The organism is Capnocytophaga sp. oral taxon 863 str. F0517 (genome assembly GCF_000466425.1).
GTDB lineage: Bacteria > Bacteroidota > Bacteroidia > Flavobacteriales > Flavobacteriaceae > Capnocytophaga.
This window is the reverse complement of sequence record NZ_KE992151.1, coordinates 1,115-1,410: the sequence shown is the minus strand read 5'-3', so window position 1 is coordinate 1,410 and position 296 is coordinate 1,115. Positions and strand designations below refer to the sequence as shown.

The following is a 296-nucleotide window of genomic DNA, read 5'->3' as shown; positions in this document are numbered from 1 at the left end:
ATATATTTCTAGTTCTTTAACTATTGATTCGCATTAACAATTAACCATTGACAATTATCTTACATAGCCCAATATCTCCATCACGCTTTTCCGCTTGGGAGGCTGACGGCACTCTACGGAGCCGGTAAGTGCATCGGGAGCATCATCGTTCAGGTTGGTGCCAATACGCAAGTAGCTTAGCAGGTCTTTGGCGAATTTCGGAAAACGCTGTTTCCAGTCTACCGGCATCCAAATGAGCTTCTGTACCGAGGCCGAGGCGGTGAAGATACGCGCCGTCTTGTTCTGATTTTGGTGGA

At 47.0% G+C, this 296-nt stretch carries 1 pseudogene; it reads right to left on the bottom strand.

The window, feature by feature from the left end:
- Window positions 1-54: 54 nt before the first annotated feature.
- Window positions 55-296: pseudogene (locus tag HMPREF1551_RS06360) on the bottom strand (heat-shock protein Hsp70); the annotation flags it as partial.